At 34.0% G+C, this 26,277-nt stretch carries 13 protein-coding genes; 10 read left to right on the forward strand and 3 right to left on the reverse strand.

What is annotated here, in order from left to right:
- Window positions 1-9: 9 nt before the first annotated feature.
- Together FQU21_RS01975 and FQU21_RS01980 are read left to right on the forward strand one after the other, a co-directional pair.
- Window positions 10-1,620 carry an arylsulfatase gene (locus FQU21_RS01975; RefSeq protein WP_187269298.1) on the forward strand — a complete coding sequence of 537 codons (1,611 nt, stop codon included), beginning with the start codon at window positions 10-12 and terminating at the stop codon, window positions 1,618-1,620.
- 473 nt (window positions 1,621-2,093) lie between these two features.
- Window positions 2,094-2,840 carry a hypothetical protein gene (locus FQU21_RS01980; protein ID WP_147676345.1) on the forward strand — a complete coding sequence of 249 codons (747 nt, stop codon included), beginning with the start codon at window positions 2,094-2,096 and terminating at the stop codon, window positions 2,838-2,840.
- Window positions 2,841-2,962: 122 nt separating this feature from the next.
- Here FQU21_RS01980 and FQU21_RS01985 read toward each other — a convergent pair whose 3' ends face one another.
- Window positions 2,963-5,932, reverse strand: coding sequence for a G8 domain-containing protein (locus FQU21_RS01985; RefSeq protein WP_147676346.1), 2,970 nt, complete (start codon window positions 5,930-5,932; stop codon window positions 2,963-2,965).
- Between the two features lie 394 nt (window positions 5,933-6,326).
- Between FQU21_RS01985 and FQU21_RS01990 the strand changes: the two genes are divergently transcribed.
- The 4 genes from FQU21_RS01990 (at window position 6,327) to FQU21_RS02005 (ending at window position 14,114) form a co-directional block, all read left to right on the forward strand.
- Window positions 6,327-9,578 (forward strand): glycosyl hydrolase, encoded by a 3,252-nt coding sequence (locus FQU21_RS01990; protein ID WP_147676347.1) that lies wholly within the window; start codon window positions 6,327-6,329, stop codon window positions 9,576-9,578.
- Between the two features lie 18 nt (window positions 9,579-9,596).
- Entirely contained in the window at window positions 9,597-11,345 is a 1,749-nt protein-coding gene (locus FQU21_RS01995) for an alpha-L-rhamnosidase-related protein (RefSeq protein WP_147676348.1), read from the forward strand.
- Window positions 11,346-11,550: 205 nt separating this feature from the next.
- The gene (locus FQU21_RS02000; RefSeq protein ID WP_147676349.1) at window positions 11,551-13,023 is read left to right on the forward strand and encodes a sulfatase family protein; all 1,473 of its coding nucleotides are present in this window, start codon (window positions 11,551-11,553) and stop codon (window positions 13,021-13,023) included.
- Window positions 13,024-13,172: 149 nt separating this feature from the next.
- The gene (locus tag FQU21_RS02005; RefSeq protein ID WP_147676350.1) at window positions 13,173-14,114 is read left to right on the forward strand and encodes a hypothetical protein; all 942 of its coding nucleotides are present in this window, start codon (window positions 13,173-13,175) and stop codon (window positions 14,112-14,114) included.
- Between the two features lie 95 nt (window positions 14,115-14,209).
- Here FQU21_RS02005 and FQU21_RS02010 read toward each other — a convergent pair whose 3' ends face one another.
- Window positions 14,210-15,742 carry a sulfatase gene (locus FQU21_RS02010; RefSeq protein WP_147676351.1) on the reverse strand — a complete coding sequence of 511 codons (1,533 nt, stop codon included), beginning with the start codon at window positions 15,740-15,742 and terminating at the stop codon, window positions 14,210-14,212.
- A 331-nt stretch (window positions 15,743-16,073) separates the two neighbouring features.
- On the opposite strand from FQU21_RS02010, the gene FQU21_RS02015 reads away from it, so the two are divergent.
- The 3 genes from FQU21_RS02015 to FQU21_RS02025 all read left to right on the forward strand — a co-directional run bounded on the left by FQU21_RS02015 (window position 16,074) and on the right by FQU21_RS02025 (window position 23,524).
- Window positions 16,074-17,606, forward strand: coding sequence for a sulfatase (locus FQU21_RS02015; protein ID WP_147676352.1), 1,533 nt, complete (start codon window positions 16,074-16,076; stop codon window positions 17,604-17,606).
- A 491-nt stretch (window positions 17,607-18,097) separates the two neighbouring features.
- On the forward strand, window positions 18,098-19,144 hold the full coding sequence (locus tag FQU21_RS02020; protein ID WP_187269308.1) for a GntR family transcriptional regulator: 1,047 nt from the start codon (window positions 18,098-18,100) through the stop codon (window positions 19,142-19,144).
- 126 nt (window positions 19,145-19,270) lie between these two features.
- Window positions 19,271-23,524 (forward strand): hybrid sensor histidine kinase/response regulator transcription factor, encoded by a 4,254-nt coding sequence (locus FQU21_RS02025; RefSeq protein WP_147676354.1) that lies wholly within the window; start codon window positions 19,271-19,273, stop codon window positions 23,522-23,524.
- An 11-nt stretch (window positions 23,525-23,535) separates the two neighbouring features.
- Here FQU21_RS02025 and FQU21_RS02030 read toward each other — a convergent pair whose 3' ends face one another.
- Window positions 23,536-24,738, reverse strand: a complete 1,203-nt coding sequence (locus tag FQU21_RS02030) for a Gfo/Idh/MocA family protein (RefSeq protein WP_147676355.1) — start codon at window positions 24,736-24,738, stop codon at window positions 23,536-23,538.
- A gap of 176 nt (window positions 24,739-24,914) precedes the next feature.
- Here FQU21_RS02030 and FQU21_RS02035 point away from each other — a divergent pair, with 176 nt between their 5' ends.
- Window positions 24,915-26,018: a glycoside hydrolase family 88/105 protein gene (locus tag FQU21_RS02035; RefSeq protein ID WP_147676356.1), complete on the forward strand. Its 1,104-nt coding sequence runs from the start codon at window positions 24,915-24,917 to the stop codon at window positions 26,016-26,018.
- Window positions 26,019-26,277 lie beyond the last annotated feature (259 nt).

Consider the following 26,277-nt stretch of genomic DNA (forward strand, 5'->3'; position numbering starts at 1 on the left):
CAAATAAAAATGATTTATAAAAATATAGCGCAAATATTTATCTGCCTAACCTTTATATTTTGTCTAAGCCAAGGAAATGCACAGGGCAAACCAGAAAATAAGCAACCCAATATTATATTTATAATGGCGGACGATTTGGGCTATAGCGATATAGGTTGCTATGGTGGGGAAATTAGTACGCCTTCACTAGATAAAATGGCTGAAGAGGGCGTTCGCTTTCCTAACACTTTCAACGCAGGTATGTGTGTTATTTCTCGTAGTGCCTTACTTACGGGTACGTGGTGGCCTAGGGCGGGTTACGGTGCTCAAAATGGAGAAAATATAGCTCAAAAATTAAAAAAAGAAGGCTATAGAACAGGCCTAATTGGTAAGTGGCATTTAGATGGTAAACCAAACGATAAAGGTTTCGATTATTTCTTTGGGTTTTTAGGCGGTTTTTCTAGTTATACCAGAGGTGGAAAAGATTATAGAGTGAATAATACTAAATTTAATGATTTTGGTGATGATTTTTATTCAACCGATGCATTTTCAGAACAAGCGATTCAATTTGTAAAATCAAGCTCTCAAACCAATAAACACCCCTTTTTTCTTTATTTAAGTTATCAGTCTCCTCATAACCCGTTGCAAGCTTCCAAAGAAGACATTATGAAATATAGAGGTTCCTATTTAAAAGGGTGGCAATCCATTCGAGAGCGTAGAATAAAAAAACAAAAACAAATAGGAATTATTAATGACGATGTGTTATTACCAGATTACCCCATGAATTTACCAGAGTGGGACAGTTTAACAGAAGCTCAAAAGGATTTAGAAGACTTGCGAATGTCGGTTTATGCGGCTATGGTAGAGCGTATGGATACAGGTATTGGTAAGTTACTAAAAACATTAAAAACAACCGGTCAAGATCAAAACACCTTAATCGTGTTTTTAAGTGATAATGGCACCGATTCCTTTTCAGTAATGGATTCGGTATTGCTAAAAAGAGGATTGTTACCTGGAGACGAAGGTTCAAACTACCAGTTGGGTACGGGTTGGGCCTATGCAAGTGTGAGTCCACTAAGGCTTTACAAAATTAGTCAGCATTCCGGAGGTGTTAGAACCGGCGCTATTGTTAGGTGGCCGGCAGGTGTAGCAAATTCTAACTCTATTAGAAAAGAAAATTTAAATTTAGTAGATTTTATGCCTACTTTTTTGGAGTTAGCTCAAAGTAGTAAACATGTGGTAACCAATCAAAATTTAGCGGGACAATCTTTAGTTCCTCTTTTAAAAGGAGAAACATGGCAACGACAATCGCCCATGTATTTTCAATTTATGGATAATAGAGCCATTCGAACAAATAAGTGGAGTTTGATTGAGGTAGATGGAAATGGCTGGGAGTTATATAATGTTGAAAAAGACCCTCTGGAAACTCAAGATTTATCTGACAAGTATAAAAGTAGGCTTGCTCACTTAGAAGCAAAATGGCTTGATTGGTGGAAAACCGAAAGTGGTAATGAAAGCTACCAAGCAGAAAGTACCAGTACAAGTCCGCATTATAAAGCGCAAGGCGACCGAGGATCGGGCGAGCCATATATACCTTCAGCAATGCCAGATCGGCTTAAAGGTAAATATGCAATTAATTGATTTTAAGCGGCTTGTTTTAGGTTGTGTTTGTGGAAATATACGTTATTTACAGACAGAGCAGGACAGACTACTTAAGTGGTTTGTTTTAATTTGTAGGCAAACACAACTTGTTATTTGAGTTTTATCTGTATTTATACGCATGTATACCTATTTGAAGGTTGACATGAGTTGCTTAGGTGAAGTAATTAATTACTATATTTAATTATGAAAATTAATATTAGATATCTTTGTTTTTGGTAAACAGGCCAAAGAAAAAACAATGCAGATTCTTATTCGGTTTCAAATTTACCCGATGCTCATAATACTTATTTTGTTGATGAATCTCTGGAAAAGCTTCGCAAAGAAAAATATCCACATTGTACAAGTTTGTTTATACAGAGAGGTGAAAGAGTGTTAGAGGTCAAATTTTTCTTCACAGAAAAAGGCTTCAAGAAAAAAGAAAATTATATTAAAATGTGTTTCATCTAAAATTTATGAAATCTTTCGTTTTTATAGTAACAATTTTGTTGGCTATAAATTTGTATGCTCAAAAGAATTGGCCTTATAAAAACAATCTTTATTCTTATAAAACCTATTTTAAAGATTCACTTGGAATAAATATTATTATTCCAAAAAAAATTAAAAGTTTAGATGTTTATAAAGTAGGATTTAAAGTAAGCAAAGACTCAAAGAAACCTACAGGCAGTGCTTTTGGTACAATTTTTTTATCAAAAGATAAAAACTGTATGATAGCGTTTCCTCTGCTTTTGTTTGGCTTTACATCGAAAATACCAAAAGAAAATAAAACAACAGCTATTAACACCTTTTCTTTTAGACCTAAAAACCAAGTGATTAATGAGATTAAAACAGTACTTGATATATATTATCATCCATTTTGGTCAAAAAATGATAATAATAAAAATGTGAGTTTTGATTTATATAAATATGCAGACTTTATTTTTGGAAGACAGGCTAGGGAAAAGTATAATGCAGATGCTTATTCAATTTCCGATATCCCAAATATTGATAAGTCTGAATTCTTCGGTTTGCAAGGTCAATCACTTCAAAAACTCCCCCAAATAGACAAGTATCCACATTGTACAAGTTTGTTTATACAGAGAGATGAAAGAGTGTTAGAGGTCAAATTTTTCTTCACAGAAAAAGGCTTCAAGAAAAAAGAAAAGTATATTAAAATGTTAGATAAACAGATTTGGTTTGATGAGAATTTTAAGCCAGATTAAAAGTTGGGTAAAGAAGTAAGTGTCTTTTGTACTCAAAAATTATAACCCTTAAACTAGAAAAAAGAAAAGGTAGTGCTTTAAAGCCTACCTTTTCTTTTAAAAAATGAAAACTATTGAAATGATTATTTAATAGCAATTTTTTTCACTTTACTGCCGTTATCATTGGTCATTATAACCATGTATAATCCAGTTGGTAATGTCGAAACATTCAGTGATTTGTTGTTTTGGGATCCGCTTGCTTTTAATTGGTTTTCTAACACCATTTTACCCACTAAATCATAAATTTTAATTTGTGTTTCTGTGTTAAAGTAGTTGCCTGAAAAATGTAAAACATCGTTAGCGGGATTGGGGTAAAGTTTGAGGTTGGTACTGGCAATAAAGTCTTGACTTCCTAGAACTGTACCATCATCATCAAAGGGATTGGTGCCATTTTCTATTTCTTGTCTGTCGCTCACTAGGTCGTTGTCGGTGTCTAACATGGGGACTGCAAAATTAGTGTTCCATTGCATATTCATGGTTTGATTAAATTGTGTTGCCACATATTTAATGTATAAATCGCCGTTAGGTTCCATATAGAAATTGGAGGTATTACTGGCTTTTAAATCGGATAAAGAGTTACTTTCCGTAACCGTGTTTCCTGCCAGTTTTAATAATAATCCTCCTAAATTACCAAAATCGGTAAATTTTATGATGTACGAATCGCCCGCTGTGGCATTTTCCATGGCAATATTTATTTTTTTGTTGTTGGGTAACGATTCAAACGTATAGGTGTATTGGAAATCTTCATTGACAATAAATGGAAATTGAATAAACGTTTTAAACCCATAAATATGGTATGAAGATGCTATTGGAGTCCCTGTTTTAGTCCTCCTGCACGTCACATTTGGTATGCTGCTTGTAGGTAAGCCAGGAAATCGAAGCGCTGATAGAACAAAGTTGTGCGGACTTCGGTAAGCTCTTGTCCAGTTTGAAGGTTGAAATTCATCGCCCACCAACATAAAGGGATGATTACTAACAATAGAAGAGTTTGGTTTGCCTGTTAAAGAACCGTCTTCATCTAAAACCACCGTATTCCAGTTTCGTGGGTGCGAAGGGTTTTGTGGTCGGGTATCATTGTTTTTAATGCGAATATCGTAATTTGGTAATTTAACATGAGGTATATTATTATTGTCTGTAGTAATACCAGAGAAACGGTGATTGGTGTTTTTGGTCGCTGCTCCACCGCTGCTAAGTAGGGTAGCGCTGTTGTTGTTCCAACCAACAAAATGTGAGTCTCTTATTTGGCCAGCTCCATCGTACATGCGGTATAGACGTGTGTTACCTTCCAATATGCCTGTTCCGGAATTGGCAACCACAGCAGATTCTATTACTTGAGAATAACTTGCAAATTGAATGGCTGTAAGATTATCAATAATAATATTATTTTTAAATTTCAGGTTAGAAGTGAAAGCTATTCTTTGCCCAACACTATTACCTAGTCCAGTATAAACGCCTAATTTATTTGAATACCAAGTACAATCTTCAAATATATGTTCTTCAGCATTTTTCCAACCCCTATTGCTTAATATAGCGTGGCTGGGGGTGAGTTGATCAAAAACGTCAACACCACTTACACTGCTGTGTGCTTTATTATTTTTAAAAAGCCCAAGCGGTTCTTTGTAGGGTTCTATACCATTGTAACGCGCGTCGTTTGCGGAAGCTCCCATGGGTTTTTGTGGAAAGGCAAACCAAAAACCGGTGCCTTCAGTTCCTGCCGCTACATTGTTTTTAAATGTATTGTTGGGGTTGGTAATCCAGTATGTTGCGGGAGTTCGATCTTGAACTTGATTGAATTGATTGTCCGATGGGGTGAGTTCTTCTCCTTTTTTAGGTTTACGCGTAAGTAAAGCGACGTTGTTTTTTATGGTGTTGTAGCGTTCGCTGCCGTCCTCTAGAAACACGCCATGCCCAATGTGGTCGTATATAAAATTATTGTCTACTGTAGTGTAACTGGTACCATGGATGGTAACGGCTCGGTTATAGGATTTATGTATACTTGAGTTTTTTAAGTATTGCCCAGTCCCAAAGGTGTGCAGTAAATGCCAGTGCCATGGATACCGGCCTAACTTAGATTTTTGCCCCATTCTATATAACTCGATACTACTGGCATTGAGTGTGCTGTTCATCATAGCCATCATGTGGCCACCAAAGCCAGAGGTTTCGCTATTGGCATCCCCTTGAATTTTAATGTTGTGCGATAAAAGCCCCACTTCGGCTCTTAAATCGGCTGTCCAAGTTTTATTGTCTGTGGTTCTTGTATAGGTTTTTATGGCGCTAAAATGTGGATGGTTTAAAGGTTCTGTAAAAGAAATTTTTAATTTATCAGTACTAATGGCGGTAATAGTTCTTTTTTCAGCTTCATTCCAATTGGTTCTGCTGGACACAATAAGTATTTCATTACCTACCTCCCAGTCTACAGGCTCAGACATGGTTATTTCGCTGGCTCCTACGAGAGCGTTTGCACCAAGATGAGTCCAGCTTATCTTTTCTTTTCCATGTAATTCAATAGTAGCTCCGTTCATTGCAGCTATAAATTTATCACCCATAGATCCAATATTATCGCCATCGTCGGTCCCAATAAGAGTAATGTTACAATTTCCATTAGCAATATAAGGCTGTGATGCCTTACCTATTTCTAATTTGGCGTTAGTGCCGCTTACCAAAAGCCATTCGGTTTCTAAATTTATTTCCGCATTGCTTTCTTGGCCACTTATTCCTTTTAAAACACCATTAACAGTAATGGTTTTAGCTCTAGCAGTGCCAATTAACTCTACTGTTATGCCTTCAGGAATTAAAACATCGTCGTTAGCTGTTGGGACGGTACCCGATGACCAAGTTGTGGCGTTTTGCCAACTGCCATTACTTATGGCTTGGATGGAAGCTAATGTTGTTCTAGTTGATATGTTGCAATTATATTTGCTAGAAATTAATGAAGTTGTTTTTGGTTTTGAAAATAAATTAAACAACTCACGAAATGGATTGGGTGTGCTACTTGCTGGTAAATTTCCAAAGCTAAGTATTGTCATTAATAAAAAGAGTATTTGTTTTTTCATGTTATTATATGTTATTATATGTTAGTTAGTTAGTTAGTTAGTTAGTTAGTTAGTTAGTTAGTTAGTTAGTTAGTTAGTTAGTTAGTTAGTTAGTTAGTTAGTTAGTTAGTTAGTTAGTTAGTTAGTTAGTTAGTTAGTTTTGTAGTGCAGATAAAAATAGCCTATGTTATTAAAAAAATTATCCTGTCCTTTCTGTATTTATAAGTTTTATAATTTCATTTTTTTCTAATAGAAATGCTTTAAGCCCTAAAGGACAGGATGGGAAAAACTATCAAATTGCCTTTTTTTGCTAATCTAAAGCAGTAATTTAATTTTAACTGTTAAGATAAAAGCGAGATGGTAAAGTTTTAGGTGTATAAACTGAAGCGAACAATTAATTAGAAGTATTATTAAAATGAATTTAACACATACAAAATTTAAAGTCCTTATAATTTTATGGACACTTATATGTACTAATTGTAAAGAGTCTAATGATTTTGATACTAGTAATTTAGACCTATTAAAATCTGGATTTTTAACACCTGCAGAAGATAATAATCTTTGGTGTTATTGGTATTGGATAGGAGATGATATTTCTAAAGAGGGTATAACCAAAGATTTAGAAGCTATGAAAGCCGCAGGAATAGGCGGTGCTTTAATAGGAAATATAAATCCAGAAGAAACAGATGGTAAAGTACCTATGTTAAGTGAAGCTTGGTGGGAGCATATGGTACACGCGGTTACTGAAGGTAAACGTATTGGTGTAGATATTGGGGTGTTTAATTGTCCTGGTTGGAGTCAATCTGGGGGACCTTGGATTAAGTCGGATATGGCTATGCGTTATATCACCTATTCAGAAGCCAAAGTTGAAGGGGGTAAAAAAATAGCTGTTAAACTTGAGCAACCAGAAGCAGAATTTCAAGACACTTATGTTTTGGCTTTTCCTTCGATAAAATCTGAGGCTAAAACAAGTTCAATGAAAGGAACTCAAATTAAGGTAAGTCCTAGTGTTAATCAGGCAAAAAGTTTAGTTGATGGAAAGGCTTCAACTGTAACTAGTTTTTCTTTTAGTAACAGAGAATACGAGGTGGAAATAGTATTAAAAAATGAATTAACCGCAAGAAGTATTAAAATCCTTCCAGGCACAAAACAGATGCTCTTAAGCTGTGAGGTGTATGCCGAAATTGATGGCGATTACAAAAAAATTAAAACATTTACTATTGATAGAAGAAAACTAACACCTAATGTGGGCGCCGATAAATATGCACCTATTTTAAAAAGTCTTCCTAACACAAAAACATCAAAATTTAAATTAATATTTAAATCAATAAACCCAAGCGCAAAAGGCGGGTGGGATTTTCGAGAAATTATTATTTCAGAAACCTCTGGAGTAGAAGATTACGCTAGAAAAACTTTGGCTAGAATGCACACAACGCCAATGCCTAAATGGGATAGTTATAGATGGAAACAGCAAGAAGATATAGCAGATTCTGCGTTAAAAATTAACACTAATGATGTACATGATATAAGTGATAAAATGGATACCAATGGTAACCTTAGTTGGGATGCTCCTGCTGGAGATTGGACTATTCAACGCTATGGGATGACACCAACGGGTACAACAAATGCACCATCAGCTCCTCAAGGAAAAGGCTACGAAGTAGATAAAGCGAATAAAGAGTTGGTTCAATTTCATTATCAGCAATTTATTGGCGAATTATTAAAACGTATTCCGGAAGACAGTAAAAGTGCTTTTAAATATGTAATTGCTGATAGTTATGAAATGGGATCTCAAAACTGGACAGATGGTTATGCCGAGAAATTTGAAGAAGAGTTTGGATATAATCCTAAAAAATACTTGCCTGTTTTTACAGGTAGAATAGTGGGTAGCATAGAAGAAACCGAACGGTTTTTATGGGATTTACGTCGCTCTATTGCAAATGCAGTGGCTTACGAATATACAGGTGGATTAAGAGAAGCTAGTAATGAAGATAATTTACAGTTGTGGTTAGAAAATTATGGACACTGGGGGTTTCCTTCAGAGTTTTTAATGTATGGCGGACAGTCAGACTTGGTAAGTGGAGAGTTTTGGAATGAAGGGACACTAGGTGATATTGAATGTAAATCCGCATCATCCGCAGCACATATTTATGGAAAAAAAAGAGTGTCTGCCGAGGCTTTTACAGCTTCAGGAAGAACCTTTGTTAGGCACCCTGCTATGCTTAAAAAAAGGGGAGACTGGTCGTTTACAGAAGGTATTAATCATTTTGTATTGCATTTATATATTCACCAACCCGATGATAACAGGGTGCCAGGAGTAAATGCTTGGTTTAGTACAGAGTTTAATCGTCATAATACTTGGTTTAAAAAATCTAAAGCGTATTTTGATTATTTAAGACGTTCGCAACACATGTTACAACAGGGGCAATATGCAGCCGATGTGTGTTATTTTATAGGAGAAGATACGCCGATAATGACAGGAGCCAGAAATCCTGAATTACCAAAAGGCTATTCTTACGATTATATTAACGCCGAAGTCATAATGAATAGAATGACGGTTAAGGATGGAAAATTTGTTTTGCCTGATGGCATGAGCTATAGTTTGATGGTTCTGCCGCCTTTCGATACCATGCGACCAGAACTTTTGGCTAAAATAGAAAACCTTGTAAGCCAAGGCGGAAAGATATACGGGCAAGCACCGGTAAAGTCACCAAGTCTAGAAAATTATCCAGAAAGTGATCAAAAAGTTAAAACCATTGCCAATAAAATGTGGGGCAGTAGCCAGAACGAAATTAAAACCTATGGTTCGGGTTCCATTGTAGATGGTTTAGGTTTACAGGATGCTTTAACTCAGTTAAATATTAATAAAGATGTGGATTTAAACGGGCAGGAATCGGTGTTGTGGACACACCGTACCATGCCAGGAATAGAGATATATTTTTTAACCAACCAGAGTAATAAGCAAGTAGAATTTAGTCCTTCGTTTCGAGTAAATGGAATGCAACCTCAATTATGGGATGCCGTAACAGGAAACACCAGAACCTTGCATGATTTTAAGGAAAAACAAGGACGCACAACGGTACCTCTAAAAATGGAACCGCTACAGAGTTGGTTTGTTGTTTTTTCTAATTCAGAAGGTAAAAAGGAAACGAAATCAAAAGCTTCTAATTTTCCAGAAACTAAAACGGTTAAAACGCTTAGTAACCCTTGGAAGGTCGATTTTAAAAATAAAAATATAGGACCAAAAGACTCTATAGTGTTTGAGTCGCTAACAGATTGGATTGAAAGTGAAAACGACAAGATTAAATATTATTCAGGAACAGCGACTTATTCTTCAACTTTTAATTTTACTAAAACTGAAGAAAACCAAGATGTTTTTATAGACTTGGGCGATGTAGGGGTTATGGCTACAGTTAAAATAAATGGAAAAAACGTTGGAACAACCTGGATAGCGCCGTTTAAAGTAAAAATAAATCAGGCGTTAAAAGAAGGCGAAAACACAATAGAAGTTGAGGTGGTGAATGTTTGGAGAAATCGATTGACAGGAGATCAATATTTGCCCGAAACAGAAAGATTTACTTGGGTAAATGTAGATAGAGCAACACCTAAAGAGGAGTTGATTTCTTCTGGTTTATTAGGTCCTGTAACTATCCAAGTCATTAAATAAATTGATATAGTTAAAAGCATGATCAAAATATATAACATCTATCTTTTTGTTTTAATTAGTCAATTTTCATTTGCCCAATTACCTCCAGTTTTTGGAGAAAAATATAATGATAAAACTGTTACATCTGATATGGTTAAGACTTATATCAGTCCGCAAAAAATCATTTGGAAATCTGATGAAAGTGGCGAGTTCATCCAAAATGAAAACTCAATTTTAAATAAAGGAAATGGACAAGTTTCGGTAAACGATAAAGATTTATTAAAATTAATAAGCACGGAGACTCATAAACCTGCTATACTTTTAGATTATGGCAAAGAAATTCACGGAGGTGTAAAAATATCAATGGGAATACGCCACAATAAAGCTCCTTTAAAATTAAGGTTACGGTTTGGAGAATCGGTTGGGGAAGCAATGTCTGATATTGGTGACGATAAAAATGCTACAAACGATCACTCCTTACGTGATTTTATTATTGAGGTCCCATGGCTAGGAAGTATTGAAGTTGGAGAAACTGGGTTTCGTTTTCTAAGAATTGATGTTGTTGAAACTGGAGAAAATGTCCCAATAAAATCTATTGATGCAGCCTTTGTTTATAGAGATATACCATATTTAGGCTCATTTGAAAGTAGCGATAAAAGACTTAATGATATCTGGTTAACAGGGGCTTATACTGTACATTTAAATATGCAAAACTTCCTTTGGGATGGTATTAAAAGAGACCGATTGGTTTGGGTTGGAGATATGCACCCCGAAGTGATGACGATAAATACCGTTTTTGGAAAACATGATATTGTAACCAAAAGTTTAGATCTAGCCAGAAATCAACATCCGCTGCCACAGTGGATGAACGGTATCAGTTCTTATTCTATGTGGTGGATTTTAATTCATAAAAATTGGTATAATTATCACGGTGATTTGGCCTATTTAAAGGAGCAAGAAGTATACATGGTTGATCTTTTAGACTTGTTAAGCACCTATATTGATGAAAATAATACTGAAATTTTAAATGGTGTCCGGTTTTTAGACTGGCCAACAAGTGAAGACCCAAAGGCCGTTCATGCTGGTTTACAAGCAATGATGGTTATGACTTTTGAAGCAGGAAGTGAAATGATGCAAGCCTTAGGTAAAAAACTATTAGAAAAAAAATACAAAAAAATAGCTAAAAATTTAAGCAAGCACACTCCTAAAGATAACACTACAAAACAAGCAGCGGCTTTACTTTCACTAGCCAATTTAGCCAACCCTAAAAAGGTAAACGCCCAAATTTTAACTAAAGATGGTGTACAACGTATGTCTACCTTTTATGGTTATTATATTTTGGAAGCCATGGCAAAAGCCAATGATTACAATGGAGCTTTGAATGTTATTAGAGATTATTGGGGTGGAATGCTTGATTTGGGAGCTACTACCTTTTGGGAAGACTTTGATGTTTTGGATACCAAAAACAGTGGAAGGATTGATACATTACCACAAGAAAACATATTCGATATACATGGAGATTTTGGAGCATATTGTTATGTTGGCTATAGGCACAGTTTGTGTCATGGTTGGGCTAGCGGTCCTACTTCATGGCTTTCACAGTATGTGTTAGGTATTAATGTTTTAGATGGAGGAAACACTGTAAAACTAGAGCCTCATCTTGGAGATTTAGAATTTGCAAAAGGAAGTTTTCCAACCAAATTTGGTGTTTTAAAAGTTAGCCATACAATGGTTGATGGCGCTATAAAAACTGAAATCGAAATACCAAAAGGGTTAAAAGTTATCTAGGTTATTAAATTTACAGTGTCTTTTTATGAGGGTATCCAAATTTATTTGGATATAAAGAAATAAGATTAAAGGAAAAATAGCTTAGTTTCTCTAGGACTAATATGGGCAAAAAGCAGTAAAATATATAAGTGATTTCATGAAAACCAATTCTGAATACAGTTTTTTTATCAACAGAATTAATAGATGTTTTTATTTAAAATAATATATGAAAACAGCACAAAAAAATCTCTACTTGTTAGTAATAGCAGCAATATGTTTTAGTTGTAAAAATTTTAAAAAATATTTTGTAAAAGAAAAACCTTTAAACATTGTTTTTATATTAACAGACGACCAAGGGGCTCATTTATCTGCTTTAGGAACAAAAGGGATTTTAACGCCTAATGTGGATGGCTTAGTAAAAAAAGGTATGCTGTTTACTAATTCATTTGCGGTAGTTTCATCTTGTTCACCAAGCAGGAGTTCTATTATGACTGGTATGTATCCTCATGCCAATGGGCATTGGAGAAATACCATTACACCGCATTTAAACGAACAGGATAGTGCGTTTGGAAGGCAATCAAAAACAGTTGATAAAGTAGGCATTCATGAATATATAAAAACACTTCCAGAGCTTTTGCAAAAGCATGGCTATTTTACAGGAATTACACAAAAATTCCACATGAGCCCGCCTTGGAAATTTCCTTATTCAGAAAGAAATCCTGTTAGTAATAATCCTGATGAATTTAAAAAAGTAATTTCCCAATACATTACCAATGCTGGAAATAAACCTTTTTTTATTCAAGCTAATATAGCGCCTCCTCATAGAAACTTTAACCACCATATGGATGAGTTTTCAGAGTTTCTTCCTAACCCAAAAACTATTGAAGTGCCTAAATATTTAGCAGACACGCCATTAATGCGAGAAGATTTAGCTAAATATTATGGTTCCGTACAACTTGCAGATGCTTGTGTTGGCAGTATTATATCGGTCTTAAAAGAAAGAAACCTTTTAGAGCATACTATAATCATTTTTACAGCCGATCAAGGCGAGCCCTACCACAGAGCTAAAGCCTCTCCTTACTATGCTGGTTTACATGTGCCTTTTGTTGCAAGTGGCCCTGGTATTGTAAAAAATAAAATATCTAATGCCCTAATTTCTCATATAGATATTATGCCAACATTATTAGATTACGCCAAAATATCCATTCCTGAATCGGTTCAAGGGTATTCTTTAAAACCTATATTTACTGGTAAACAGAAAAAAATAGCTATTCGAAAATATATTTTTGGAGAGCATAATTCCCATGGCCCTATAAGAGCAGAACATTATCCAAGTAGAGTGGTTTTTGATGGAAGGTTCTACTATATAAAAAATCTAATCCACGAAAAAAGCTATAAATTACCAGCAGATTTAATGGTTAAAAAAGGCTGGGGTAACCAGAGTTATCAGGCCACCTTAGATGCTAAAAAATCACACCCTGTTCAATACCATTTATTAAAGCAATTAGAGTCTGGACGGCCTAAAGAAGAATTGTATGATGTGAATACGGATTCTGGTCAAATACATAACCTTATGGACAATCCTAAATTTAAAGGAAAACTTCAAGAATTAAGAACAGCTCTTAACAACTGGAGAATTGAAACGGATGATTTAGTAGATGACCCTTTAAGTATTAAATCAAGACAACTGAATAAGTAATCGAGATAACAGTTAAAAATTAATAGGAATAAAATAAAAAAGCCAATTTGAATCAATTTAGATAGAGTACCGCCAAAAGAGAAAATGATTTACTTTGGAGTAGTAAGGCTCATAAATATTCAATTATTAGATTAATTATAAAAAAAATCATGAAGAAATTAAGTGTTTTAATCATATTAACCTTATGTCTGGTTGGCTGTAAGGTTAATAAAGGTATAAATAACCCAAAACCAGACTCGACACAAATAAGTTTAGATAACAATGTATTAAACTTAAAACTAGATTTAACACGAGGAGGAGCCATTTGTTATATTTCAGAATCTGGTAAAGACAGAAACATTGTAAACATTCATGATGAAGGGCGTTATATACAACAATCATACTATGCAGGCAAGATGCTGAATCGGGTAAGTGATGGCCAAAACCCCAATTGGTCACCTTGGGCATGGAACCCAGTTCAAGTAGGAGATTCTTTTAAAAACCGAGCAAAAATACTTGATTACAAAAAAAGTAAGAATACACTATATGTAAAGTGTATTCCCATGTTGTGGGATATGAATAATGAACCAGCACAGGCAACTATGGAGCAATGGAGCACTTTAGAAGGAAATGTTATAAAAGTGCACAATAAACTAACCTGCCAGCGTAGTGGAGAGGTTTATGGAGAAGCTGGTCCAAGAAACCAGGAACTTCCTGCTGTTTACCCTATATCATATCTTAATAATTTATACAGTTATTTTGGGAAAGCACCTTTTACTGGAGATCAATTAGATAAACCTAAAGTGAAGAATTTGGCTAATGGATTTTGGGGGAAATATAAAGAAGACCAAGTAACAGAACACTGGATGGCTTTTGTTGATGATAATAACTGGGGAATAGGGGTTTATACACCTATTTCTTCAAACTTTTTAGCCGGTATGGCTGGCAAACCGGGTTATGAAAGTACCGATAGAGAAACGTCGTATATAGCGCCTTTAAAATCTGTCCAATTAAATAAAAATGATGTTTTTGAATACGATTATTGGTTAATTGTAGGCACGCTTGATGAGATTCGAACAGCGGTTTACAAATTAAATAAATCACTTAAATAAAGGTAATATTTTCATAAAAAGAAAAGTGTATAGGGTTATTAATATAATCCTATACACTTTTTTATATTCAGTCTTTAATCTATGTTTTCAAGCTATTAATAGCTAGGGTATCTTTCAATAGGAAATCTGGGTGCGATACCAAACCTAGATGTGCTGTTGGGTTTATAATTCGGGTTTTTAATAGGCACCAAAGCATCGATATTTTCTAAATAATCGTTTAGCATAGGCTTTAATTTATTAACCAATTTGGGGTGGCTATTAGCGATGTTATTTGTTTCAGAAATATCTTCCTTTAGGTTGTAAAGTTTAAACTCCGGAGTTCTATTAACACCTTCTCCATAAACTTTTAAAAGTTTATAATTTTTATACCAAACAGCTGTTGTAGGATAGTTGCTTGTTGCGGCTACATAATGCGGGAAATGCGAAAATATAGCCTTTCTTTTTAGTGGTTTTTGTTTTGTTAAAAGTTTTACCAAAGAGACCCCATCTAATTTTTGTTTTGGATTTTTAGATGTATTGGTCATGTCTAATATAGTAGGATAAAAATCGGTGCTTTGTATCATGTCATTTGAAGAAGAGTTTGGTTCTACTTTATCTTTCCAATACACAATACAAGGGACTCTAATGCCGCCTTCATGAATATTGCCTTTACCATAACTTAAAGGGTAGTTGTTGGTTGGAAAAGAACCATTAACTACATCATACATATTACCTCCGTTATCTGAGAAGAAAATAATGATAGTATTATCCATCATGTTTTGAGCAATTAATTCGTCCATAATAATGCCTAAACTTTCATCTACTTTTTCCATCATGGCCCCCATAATAGGATTGCTTTGTTTTCCTCTAGAGTCTTTTTTTGAGGCATACTTTTCAATTAACGCTTTTGGAGCTTGGTATGGGGCGTGTACACCATATTGCCAAACATTTAATAAAAAAGGCTTGTTTTTTGGTTGGTTTTTTAAAAACTTAACGGTTTCTTTTGTTACCCTGTCTGTAATGTACTCATTTTTTTCACCGTTTGGGAGGTTGGCAATTTTATAAGGCGAGAAATAGCTTGGGGGACCAGGATGTTGTTGTCCGCCAATATTAATATCAAAACCATGATTTTCTGGCCAGTAGCCTTTTTGTCCTAAATGCCATTTTCCAATATGGGCAGTGGTATAACTGTTTTCCTTTAAAGCTTCTGCAATAGTAAACTGCGCTGTAGGTAAATAGGTTTTAGAGGCAGGCGTAGCCACTTTTTGCCATGCAGAACCCTTGCTTGCCTCTAGCAATTTATTAGGGTTTGGTGCTAAATGACCACTAGGCGTTGTTAACCGAATTCGTGCAGGATCCTGTCCTGTTAAAATACTAGCGCGTGTAGGCGAGCACAATGGATTGGCGGCGTAAGCATGAGTAAATGTCATGCCCATTTTTGCTAAGCGCTCCATATTAGGGGTTTCGTAGTAGGTGCTTCCATTTATACTGGTATCCATCCAGCCCATATCATCAACTAAAAAAAAGAGGATATTGGGAGGTTGTACGTTTTTTTTATTTTTTAAGGGGAGTTTTTCTGTAAAGGAAGTACACACAAAATAAGATAACGAAAAGGTTATAAACAAAAGGCTTTTTAATAGGTTTTTCATGTAATATTTTTATCAATTAGTTATTATCATTTCTAGTAAAAACTAGTGAAAAGATTCTTAATTATATGAGATAATTAGTTTTAGAAATTTTACATATAATTAATGCCGATTCGCTTTGGTAAAAATAACTTAGAATATATCAATTTCTATCCTGTTTAAACCTGTGAGCTGTTGTGTTGTTTCTTATTGTATTATAGAAATTAAGCCCCTTATGTTAGGTGTTTATTCAGATTCTACAGGATGCTAATTTAAAAAATATATAGTAACATTGTTGTAAGTTATATTAGTGTTTAGGCTATAATAATTAGAATTAATTCTTAAAAAGTTAATGATGAAAAGAGTGCTTATATTATTTTTTATTTTGATAGGTTTATTAAATGGATATGCACAAACCCAGCCCAATGTAGTGTTTATATTGGCAGACGATTTAGGTTGGAGTGATGTTACCCTTTACGGAAAAACCCAACTTTACGAAACACCCAATTTAGAACGATTAGCGGCAAGAGGCGTTACTTATACAAATGCTTATGCATCGAGCCCATTGTGTTCGCCTACACGGGCGAGTATATTAACCGGGCAAACCCCTATGCGAACAGGTATAACTGTGCCTAATGCTCATTTGGGTAAAGTACTACTAAAACCATCGTTGCCAGAAAAGGCCAAAGCGAGCGATAAAGCTTTATCCATAATTTCGGCAAGTCGTTTAGATACCCAAATACCAACCTTAGGAAAACAATTTAAAAAGGCGGGGTATCAAACCGCACATTTTGGTAAATGGCACTTGGGGTCTGAACCTTATTCACCTTTAGAGCATGGATTTGATGTAGACATACCACATACTAATGGTCCGGGACCTGCAGGAGGATTTGTTGCACCATGGCGGTATAAAAACTTTAAGGAAAATTACGAAAAAGAGCATATTGAAGATAGAATGACAGACGAAGCTGTTTCTTGGTTAAGAACACGAGATACCACTAAACCGTTTTTTATGAACTATTGGCAATTTTCTGTTCACGCTCCTTTTGATGCCAAGGAAAGTTTAAAAAAATACTACAGAACTAAGGTCGATTTGACAGATGAACAGCACTCGGCAACATACGCAGCCATGGTGCATTCTATGGATCAGGCCGTAGGTAGACTGCTAGATGAAATTGATAGATTGGGGATTGCAGATAACACAATAATTGTTTTTACAAGTGATAATGGAGGCAATATGTACAATGGTATTGTAGATAAGTTGCCAAATGGAGAAGCTTATTTGGCTCCTCCAACAAGTAATAGACCTTTACGCGGCGGAAAAGGTACTTTGTTTGAAGGCGGTATAAGGGTGCCAACTATTATTGCTTATTCTGGTATAACTAAAGCTGGAACAACCTCAGATGTACTTATACAATCTACCGATTTTTACCCAACACTTTTAAGCTTGGCTGGTATTTCCCTGCCTAAAAGCCATGTTATTGATGGCATTGATATTTCTCCAACTTTTAAAGGAGACGATATTCAACGTGAGGGTATAATAACTTATTTTCCAAATCAAACCAAAGTTCCAGATTGGTTACCACCTTGTATGGCTATTCGTGTGGGGGATTGGAAGTTGATTAGGTTATTCCATCAAGGAGAAAATTTTAAGCATGACTATAGGCTTTATAACTTAAAATGGGATATTGGAGAACGTAATAATCTTGCCAATCTGTATCCTAAAAAGGTAGTTGAATTGGATGAAATAATGGAGATGAAAATAAAAAAAAGTAAAACATTAGTGCCTATTCCAAATCCTAACTTTTTGTTTAGTGAATATGCTCCAGAAAACATTGGGGTTCAAAAAAGCGGTTACAAAAATCGAAATAAAATAGAGGTTAATTAGATGAAATAAAATAAGAACGGTATAAAAAATAACTTTATTTTAATATAGGATTTGTTTAAAAACGTTCTAAGTTTACCTAATTAAGGCGCAATTTTCTTTTAAAAAAGGAAGTTGCGCTTTTTTTAGTTGTTTAATGTTTTAATGTATTGATTTTAAAGTGTTTAGTTATTTGTTTTTTTGTTTTAGTAATCTTATTATCAACATATCTCCCTAAACCATACACATTATTCCCTCAAAAAAACTTTTAAAAAAAATAATTTTGGTAGCATACCATTTATTACTAAACTACCAAACGAAAACTCGTTCTTATTCTTTATTTGAAAATATGATTACTTAATTATAAAACGACTTTGTTGTTTTTATTTATAACATAAAAATAGAAGGTTTTTTAAAGGTAATTTTATTATTAACTGGTATAACATAATTTTTTAAAAAGCCGTGATAACAATGGCTGTTAAGTATTACTAAAAGATTTTAAAATTAAAGTTATGATGGAAATATCAGAGTATGTAAAAATTGATGAAGGTTCTAGAGAAGCTAAATACCAACAGATTGTAAAATCTATTATTCATAATGTTGTAATAGGGAATTTGGTAATTGATCAAAAAATACCTTCTATAAATAATTTTAGTGAGGAGTTGTATGTTTCTCGAGATACTGTTGAGAAAGCGTATAACATTTTAAAAAAGCGTCAAGTTATTGCATCTATTAGAGGAAAAGGTTTTTATATTGCGAAAACGAAACTACTTTCTAAAGTGAAAATATTATTTTTAGTTAATAAATTAAGCTCTTATAAAATGAGGGTTTACAATTCTTTTGTAGATGCTATTGGAACAAATTCTATAGTAGATCTCCATATATACCATTGCGATGAATCGTTGTTTTTAAATTTGTTAGACAAGCATAAATCGGCGTACGATTATTATGTTGTTATGCCGCATTTTAAAACCGAAAAACAAGAGCATACCAGTATGCCTCAGAGGGTGTATGAAGCTCTTAACAAAATTTCAAAAAACAGATTAATTTTATTAGATAATGCCACAGGTTATAATAATAACCAATCTATTACCGTATACCAGGATTTTGAAAAAGACGTTTATAACGCATTAAAAAGTGGTGTGAATAAAATATGTAAGTACAACAAAATTATATTGGTATATCCTAAAAAAGCGGCTTATCCATATCCTAAAAAAATTCCGTCAGGGGTTAGAAAATTTTGTCTTGAGCATTATTTAGACTTTGAAATTAAGGATACGGTGCACGATGATATCGCATTGAAAAAGGGAGAATTATATATTATTATAGAAGAAACAGATTTGGTTAATTTTATTAGACAAATACGAGAGCGTGATTATACCTTAGGTGAGGATATTGGAGTGATATCATACAATGATACGCCTTTAAAGAATGTTTTTGGTATTTCTGTAGTTTCTACAGATTTTAAAATGATGGGAGAAAAAGGTGCAAAAATGATTTTAAATAAAGAAAAAGGCGATTTTAAAGTGCCCTTTAATTTTATTGATAGAGCTTCTGTTTAGCAGTATTATAGTTTTCAGTAATTATAAAACCACGTTGTTTTAAATGTAGTTTATTCCCTGATAAAATTATAAAGATTAAAAAAAGTTTATATTTATCCAAGTCAGAAAAAAATCTACGTTGTAGTAATGATAAAAAACCTAAATAATTATTGTTTAATAAGTGTTATTTTTTTGTTGAGTTCTTCAAATTTATTTTCCCAATGGCGATTAAATCATATAGGAGGCGAACAGGGCTTATCACACAATAGAGTTACAAGTATTGTGCAAGATAAATTGGGGTATTTATGGTTTGGAACTTTTAATGGGGTAAACCAGTACGATGGTTATACCATGAAACAATATAATTATGGACTACACTCAAAGGGATTAAGTAGTAATATAGTGTTTGATTTGTTTGAAGATAAACAAGGATTTATATGGGTACCAACCCCGTCTGGACTCAATAGAATAAACACAAGCTCGGGGTCGGTGGCTACTTATTTTAAAGGCGATAATAGAGAAAAATCTTCTGGATTAAATAATATTCAACAATTTCAATCTGGTGTTTTTTTTATTAATACCTCCAAAGGAATAAAACTTTTTGAAATCAATGAGAAGGGTGAATTAAAATATGATGTTTTTATTAAAAAAGATAAAAACTTAAATATAAAAAAACTAAGTCCCTCTCTTAATGGAAAATTTTGGTTTACTTCTTCTTCAGGAAAAGCTAGGCTATATCAATTAGGGGTTGTTAGTAAAGAAGGACAAATTCCAAAATTAAAAATTGAAGCTACAAATTACAATGGAAGAGTATTTGGTCCAGGGATAAAAGTACTGGATATTATAGAATACCCTAAAAATACCGTATGGGTAATAAATAGTCGTTTGCAATTATTTAAAATAAAACTGGATGATAATTTAAAAGTACTCAAGTCCGAAAAAATAACATTGAGTTCAAATATAAGCCCAGAGGTGTTAAATATACAACGCCGAATAGATATGGTTGTCGATGACAAAAACAGGTTATGGATAGGAGGGAACAGGTTGTTGTTGAGTTATAATATAGAATCAGGCCAAGTTGTAAATCTATCAAGAGATACCCAACTAAAAACATCTATAGGCGATAAGGATATACAAAGTATGTTTATAGATCGATCTAATGTATTTTGGATATGTACATCAAACCATGGTTTGTATAAAATGGATTTAGACAACCATACCTTTTACAATTCGAACGAGTATTTACCTTATGAAGACTCCTCCAACCTGTTCAAATCTCCTATAATGTCTATATGTGAAGTAAGCCAAGGCGAATTTTGGTTTGGAACGCAGTCTGGAGATATTGTGTCTTTAAAAAGTGAGGTGCTTAATAATAATTCTAATACAGCCCTAACCAAAGGAGAGTTGCAAATTATAAATAACGGACATAGACCCACAAATACAGCAGAAATTACCCGCTTAATGAAAGGAGAAGACGGAACCGTTTGGGTAGGTACCACAAATGGTTTAAGTAGTATTGTATATAATGACGAAACTTTATCTCATAACATTAAAATGTTTTCTGGTATTAGAGATAACTCGGGAAGCGTCATTAATAGTCGTGTATTTGCAATAGAAGAAGACCGGCATGGTCATATTTGGTTTGCTCCCTGGGGCGATGGTTTAATAAAAATGAGCTTTGATAGTAAAAAAGAAGCCTACCACACTGTTAATTACAATACTTTTAACGTTGCTCCTTCAAATATATCAAACAATAATATTCGCGATATTTTAGAAGATAATCAAGGCAATATTTGGATAGGTACTAATAATGGATTAAATAGGTTAAAGTATTCTGAAATTGAAAAAGAAAATTTTGAGAAATTTTTTAGCAGTGCAACAGATTCTAATACTTTAAGCAATGATCATATATTAGATTTATACCAGGCCAAAAACGGAGTTTTGTATATAGGAACATCTGGAGGAGGATTAAATTTGCTAAGTAATGTTAATTCCGATACTGTAGTGTTTAAACATTATACCGTTAAAAATGGATTGCCGAGTAATGTAATTTACCAAGTTAGAGAAGATACAGAAGGTAATATTTGGCTCATGCATGCACGTAAAATTTCAAAATTAAATCCTAGAACAGGAGATATTATTTACTTTGAAAAAAGAGACGGGTTTAATGTGGATGAATTTAGAGATAGCGCTATGGCCTTTACCTCATCGGGAATGATGTTTTGTGGAGGTGTTAACGGGTTTACTTTTTTTTACCCAAACAATGTAAGGGTAAATACCCGAGAACCCCAAGTAACAATAACTAATTTTAAATTGTTTAATGAATTGGTTGGCGTAGGACAAGAAATTAAAGGAAAGGTCATCCTAGAAAAAGATATCAATAAAGTTCAGGAAATCAAGTTGCCTTACCATTTAAACTCTTTTGAATTTGTGTTTTCTAGTATGCATTTTTCAAATCCAGAAAAGAATAAGTATAAATTTATTTTAGAAGGTTTTGATGATAAGCCACAAACCGTAAACGGAAAGGAGCGTAGGTTTGCTTCGTACACCAATATTCCTCCAGGAGATTATGTTTTTAAAGTTTCTGGCTCAAATAGTGCTGGAATATGGAATAAAACGCCTAAAAAAATTAAAATTATTATTACACCACCTTGGTACTTAACTCCCTTTGCTATTTTAGTTTTTATCATCACCATAGCGGCGGTGGTTTATTTGGTGTTTAGAGTAAGATGGAATCAAATTAAGTTAAAAAATGAATTGAAGCTAGAAAGCGCACTTCACGAAAAATCTGCTGAAATTAACCAAATGAAACTACGGTTTTTTACAAATATCTCTCATGAATTAAGAACACCATTAACCTTAATTATAGGGCCGCTTCAACAAATTATGGAAGGCGGAAATGATGATGAATATCTAAAACGTTTAAACAGTATCATGTATAAAAACTCAACACGACTACTGCGTTTAATTAATCAGTTACTCGATTTTAGAAAGGTAGAATCAGGGGTGGTAAATTTAATAGTTGAAGAAGGTGACTTGGTGGAGTTTGTTAAAGAAATTTACGACGCTTTTCAAGATATAGCAGATGAGAGGCATATTGATTTTGTATTTCGAGCCGAGCATAATTCTATTCCAGCTTGGTTCGATAATGATAAACTAGAAAAAATTCTATATAACCTACTCTCAAATGCATTTAAGTTTACACCACCAAACCGAAAAATTGAGATTTCAATTAATAAAACCCAGATCGATAATAAGGGGTTTGCGGTAGTAAAAGTTTTAGATCAAGGCGTTGGAATAGCGCAAGAGGAGCTACCAAGTTTGTTTGAACGGTTTTACCAAACAAAAAAAGAAAATAACACCATACAAACCGGGTCTGGATTAGGACTAGCCTATACAAAACGTTTAGTAGAGATTCATAAAGGACGTATTAAAATAACTAGCGAAGTTAACCAAGGAACAAATTGTACCGTTTTAATACCAATTTCTAAAGCTGAATATGAAGATACAGCCATATTAGAAACGCAACCAAAACAGTATCATTTCGATTTTGTGAAAAATGAAATAAAAGACCTAAAGGAAACCTCTTTGGTCGAAGTAGAAACCAGTAAGCCAGTAATTCACAATAAAGAAACTCCCACCATATTAATAGTAGAAGATAATCTAGATTTGCAAGAATATTTAACCAATTATTTTAAGAATTACTACCACGTACTTAGTGCAAAAAATGGGAAAGAAGGCTTAGATATAGCTCTAGATGAGAATCCAGATCTTATTGTTACCGATTTAATGATGAGTAAAATGGGGGGTATAGAAATGTGTAAAATTATTAAACACGATATAAAAACAAGTCATATACCTGTAATTATACTTACAGCAAAATCGGGCTTAGAAAATGAAAAAGAAGGTCTAGAAACGGGCGCCGATGAGTTTGTTTTAAAACCTTTTAATATTGAGGTTTTAAGACTTAGAGTGGCTAATATTTTAAAAACTAAAAGGCAATGGACAGAAAAGTTTAAAACCACGCCTACATCCTCCACCTGGAAGGAATTATCAAATAAACTTGATAAGGAGTTTTTAAAAAAATCTTTGAAGATAGTTAAGAAAAATATTGATAATACCGAGTATTCTGTAGGGCAATTTGCATTAGATATCGGTATGAGTCGATCGGCGTTACATAAAAAAATAAAGTCTATTACAGGTCAATCTACCACAGAGTTTATTAGAACAATTAGGATTAAACGAGCTGCAAACCTTATAAAATCCGGGAAATATTCGGTTACCGAAGTCGTTTTTATGGTAGGTTTTTCTGATCCTAAATATTTTAGAACTTGTTTTAAGAAGCAATTTGAACAAACTCCCACCGAATATATTAAAAGCTATAAGCGGCAAGAGTGCTAATTGTTTTCTAATTAAACCCCTAAATCAGGATTCCAAGGTACAATTTTATTATTGTGCATAGCGTCAAGCCCCATTTGTACGCAGATAGCTGCTCTAGCTCCCGTGATAATGTTTGAAACAGGAGGCGTGTTATCTAAAATACTGTTTCTAAAATCGATTAGAGCTTGTTTGCTAGGGTCTTCGTGCACTATGTTTATAGGCTCATAATAAGCCACCTCGTCTTTTTGCATAGTTGCTCCCGATACACCGTCTACATTTTGGGAGATTACAGGCGCTTTTTTAGATTTTTCGTTTTCTGGGTAAAACCGTGCCGAGGTAGTGGTTAGAATTAAAGTGCCTTTGTGGCCTATTACTTTTATTTGATATCGATCTTTAGCATTACTTAAATTACAAGAAAATTTGGCTTCAATCCCATCTGGGTAGCTATAAATTAAATGAATATTATCGTAAGTTTCTCGTCCATCTTTCCAAAAATCGATACCACCAGTGCCCATAACTTGAATAGGGGGTGTATTTAGAACCGTGTTAACAAAATCTATCTGGTGCGAGCACAGTTCTGCAACAAGACCTCCAGAGTACTCTCTGTACATACGCCAGTTAATAGCACGCTCAAGATTTGGGCTAGGAACAGGTTTTCTCCATGAATGATTACGGTTCCACTGACACTCGAAAGCCGATATTTTACCTACCTTGCCCGCTTTTAATAACTTAATTACATGCGTATATAACCTGGAACTATGGTATTGATGTCCAGCTTGAAATACAACACTAGAACTATTTACTTTGTTTATCAGTTTTTTGAGACCTAAGTAACCTTTAGCCATAGTTTTTTCGCAGTATACATGTTTTTCTGCCGAAACGGCATCAATAGCGATCTCTGAATGGGTACTGAATGGTGTTGCTACAATAACAGCATCAATAGCTTTGTCTCCCAGGAGATCTTTATAATTTGTATAACTTTTAGTGTTTTTGCCAGCTCTTTTTAATCCTTCCTCTAACCGAAAAGGAAGAATGTCACAGCAAGCGTATACATTTAAATGCTCAATTTCATTTATATATGGTATCAAACCAGACCCTCTTGCGCCTGTGCCAATTATTCCTATATTAATTTTATTTTTTGAGCCTAAACCTGCTGCCTGCCCTAAAATGTTCGCACTTGTAGCCAATGCAATTGATGCTGCTGTTCCATTAATTAAAAACTTTCTTCTATCCATAATTATAATTATATTTTCCAGTTAGCATTATATACGCACTATGCGAAACTAACGCAAGTTAAAATGTTTTTTTTAAAGAACTATCCTGCGTTATAGGGCTGCAGTACACCTGTAAGGAGCAGGATGCAAAACGTATTTTTATTTTGTTTTTTTGAAGTTAAATTAAAATAATAACAATGAAAAGAACCTATTTAAAAACATTAGTAAGTTTTGGAATATTAGCCATGACATCCTGCAATTTAATTTCGCAAAGTTCAAATATAGAAGATAAAATGGTTAAGGCTTTAGAATGGCAAGAGCAACATCCTATTTTTGCTATTTCTCCAACAGATTGGACTAACGGTGCTTATTACACCGGTGTAGTTCGAGCTCATCAATCCACTAAAAATCAAGTATTTCTCGCGGCATTAAAAACTATGGGATACAATAACCAGTGGGGCACCCTTAAACGCTATCACCATGCCGATGATATTGCCATTGTATATCCATACCTTTACATTAATAGTACTAGAAAAAACTTAGTAGATATGGAGCCGTCCTCTACTTTTATAAATAAACATTTATTTGATGCTAGTCCATGGAAACAAGGCCCTAAGGATAGTTTAACACATATCTTGTGGTGGTGGTGTGATGCTTTGTTTATGGCGCCACCTGTTTTAGCTAGTTATTCTAAATATAAAAAGGACTTGACTTTCTTAGATGAAATGCATAAATACTATATGGAAACCTATAATTTGCTTTACGATAAAGAAGCGCACCTTTTTGCAAGGGACTTACGTTATGTTTGGAAAGGCACCAAAAAGGATATGAAAGCCGATAATGGTGAAAAAATATTTTGGTCTCGCGGAAATGGTTGGGTTTTAGGTGGTTTATCCTTGGTTTTAGAAGATATGCCAAAAGATTATAAACATAGAGCGTTTTACGAAAATTTATTTAAAGAAATGGCTTATAAATTAAAATCAATTCAATCTGAAGATGGCTTATGGCGAACAAGTCTTCTAGATCCAGATGCTTACAATCATGGTGAAACTAGTGGGAGTGGGTTTTTTACATTTGCTTTAGCTTGGGGGATTAACAATAATTTGCTTCCTAAACAAGAGTTTAAGTCTGTAGTGGAAAAAGCATGGAAAGCACTAGAAAATAGTCAGCAAGAAAACGGTATGGTTGGCTGGGTGCAAAACATAGGAGATGCACCAACCGGAGCAGGAGCAAAAAGTTGGCAAAATTATGGAACAGGTGCTTTTTTAATGGCAGGTAGTGAAGTGCTTAAATTAAAATAAAAATACAGAGCGCTGTTGTATCGTATTTCAAACCGTACTAAAGTTTAATGCTAAAACGTTGTACTTCTATAACTAAGTAAAATAAAAGTCCCTAGATTAATTTTTTAATCTAGGGACTTTGTAATAGGTAGAGGATTTTTTTAGTGTAAAGTACTATTTAGAATATATATACAAGTTTATTAAGTGATAGGAGCAAGCATTTACCTAATTATTCTACTGTTACTTTATTTTTATTTTAGTATGCTCCATTTGGTAATTA

Source organism: Algibacter pacificus (assembly GCF_008033385.1).
Lineage (GTDB): Bacteria > Bacteroidota > Bacteroidia > Flavobacteriales > Flavobacteriaceae > Algibacter > Algibacter pacificus.